The sequence below is a fragment of the Rhodococcus sp. EPR-134 genome (genome assembly GCF_001647205.1).
GTDB classification, from domain to species: domain Bacteria; phylum Actinomycetota; class Actinomycetes; order Mycobacteriales; family Mycobacteriaceae; genus Rhodococcus_F; species Rhodococcus_F qingshengii.
The window spans coordinates 1-2,148 of record NZ_LVCT01000002.1 but is presented as its reverse complement, the minus strand read 5'-3'; the positions used below and the strand labels follow the sequence as shown (position 1 = coordinate 2,148).

1 protein-coding gene and 1 pseudogene are annotated in these 2,148 nt (G+C 62.0%); both read left to right on the top strand.

The window, feature by feature from the left end; genetic code table 11:
* The first annotated feature begins 154 nt into the window (after window positions 1-154).
* Window positions 155-1,300 (top strand): hypothetical protein, encoded by a 1,146-nt coding sequence (locus A2J01_RS00040; protein ID WP_064111320.1) that lies wholly within the window; start codon window positions 155-157, stop codon window positions 1,298-1,300.
* A 140-nt stretch (window positions 1,301-1,440) separates the two neighbouring features.
* Window positions 1,441-2,148 (top strand): annotated as a pseudogene (locus A2J01_RS00035) (NAD(P)/FAD-dependent oxidoreductase); the annotation flags it as partial.

The following is a 2,148-nucleotide window of genomic DNA, read 5'->3' as shown; positions in this document are numbered from 1 at the left end:
GACCACAATGCGGAAGGGTTGCACCGTGTTGCAATTCCGGAAAATCGGACAGCAGTTGCAACCCTCGGCAACCCTCCCGGTACCCCGCGCGACGGCTCCATAGTTGCGCCACCACTTCGCGAATCATCTTGCGAGACAATCTGGGAGAGGGCACATGACCGCTACAGTCGACACACCCACGGAACCGGCCACGCCGAGCCGACAACCGTCACGCCGCTGGATCGGGTTCGGGATCGCGAACCTCGTGATCGTTCTCGTGCTGGCCGTGGCGAGTTGGTACCTTCTGGCCGATCCGACCACCAGTCCCTGGAGTTTCTATCCTCTGCCGTTCAACGCGGCGCTTTTCTGGGCAATCCTTTTTGTGGTGTTCATCGGCTTCAATTGCGAGTTCGCCGGCTTCGACCGACTCCCGCAGCCGGCGAAAGGCCTGGCGATCACGGTCGCGACCGCGGTCTTCGCCGTCGTGGTGACGTGGCTCCTGGCAAACGGCTTGGGGAGTTTGTACCCGGATTTCGCGGCCGATCGTGAGGGCGGCCTCGGATATTTCGCGGGTGCGCTGTTCGTGCTCTTCGGCTTCGGGACCTGGGTGATGGTGGTCCTGAACTGGCAGCATTGGCCGTGGACTTCACTGGGGATGAAGCAGCCGTTGGTGGGTTTGTGTGAGATCGCGTTTGTCGCCGTCCCGACGCTGGCGCTGTACTTCGTGTTCGGTTTGCCGTCCGTGTCGCTGTCCGCCACGGATCCGTTGATGACCGTCGACACCGTGCTCGGGTGGTTCTACTGCGTCGTGGTGGTTGTGATCCTGACTGGCCAGACGCTCGACAACTGGCCGTGGCGACTGTTCGGCGGCGGGGGTAAGACGGCGCTCGCAGCCACGATCGGTAACTTCGCCGTGGGAACCGGCTTGTACTTCGTGGCGCTTCCAGTGGTGAAGGCACTTTTGGGAAGCGATGCCGTTGCCGAGTTGGGCGGTGTGGTCCATCAATTCCCGGCGCAGCTCGGTGTGTGCTGGGCATTCTGGATGATCTTCTGGGCCAACGCCTTCGGTAACAAACCCACGGGCTTTGCGGACGGGGTCAACCTGGCGATCCGCGCGCTGCTCACGTTTGTGCTCGCGGTGGTCACATTCTTGTTCTATTACCGCTTTGCAGCAGAGCACATTCTTCACGAGCCGGCAGTTGTCGACGGATTGCACGGCAATGCACTGGGTTTCGTGGACTGGGCCGTGTTGTGGACGCTGTTCTACGTCGTGGGATTTCAGTCGCTGGGACTCGGCAAATTCAAGCCTGCTGAGGGGTGAGTCGGTTGCCCGCACATCGGTGCGGGTGACCGGTATCGGGCGGCGGCACCGCGCCCGCTGATTGCAACAGACTGCAACGCTTGTGACCGGGGCCACTTATGGGATGTGCTGTGTGTCACATTCACAAACAAGGAGAAGTGATGACGCAAACCATCGATTCCGCAGTCACCCCCGAGGTGAAGTTGACGGCGGTGACACCTCAGGAACGCGTCGACGCCTGGCTGGCGGATTTCGAGTCGGCCCTCGCGGCTCGTGACATCGAGCGTGTGGCAGGCAAATTTGCACTCGACAGCTTCTGGCGAGACCTGGTGTCGTTCACCTGGAACATCAAGACCGTCGAAGGTCGCGAGCAGATTGCCGACATGCTCTCCGAGCGTCTCGACGACACCGATCCTTCGGGATTCCGGACCTCCGAGACACCCGACGAAGCCGACGGCGTCACGTCGGCCTGGATCGAATTCGAGACTGCAACCGGTCGCGCGCACGGGCACCTTCGTTTGAAGGGAGATGAAGGTTGGACCCTGCTGACGTCGCTGCAGGAGTTGAAGGGGTACGAAGAAGGTAAGGGCACTCGTCGTCCGCGCGGCGCCAAGCATGGGGCAGACCCGAACCGCATCACGTGGGCCGAGCAGAAGGAGATCGAGGATCGCGAACTGGGTTACACCACACAGCCTTACGTCGTGATCGTCGGCGGCGGCCAGGGAGGTATCGCCCTCGGTGCCCGGATGCGCCAACTCGGAGTTCCGGCCATCGTGATCGACAGCCACGAGCGGCCGGGCGACCAGTGGCGTGGACGCTACAAGTCCCTGTGCCTGCACGATCCGGTTTGGTACGACCACCTGCCATAC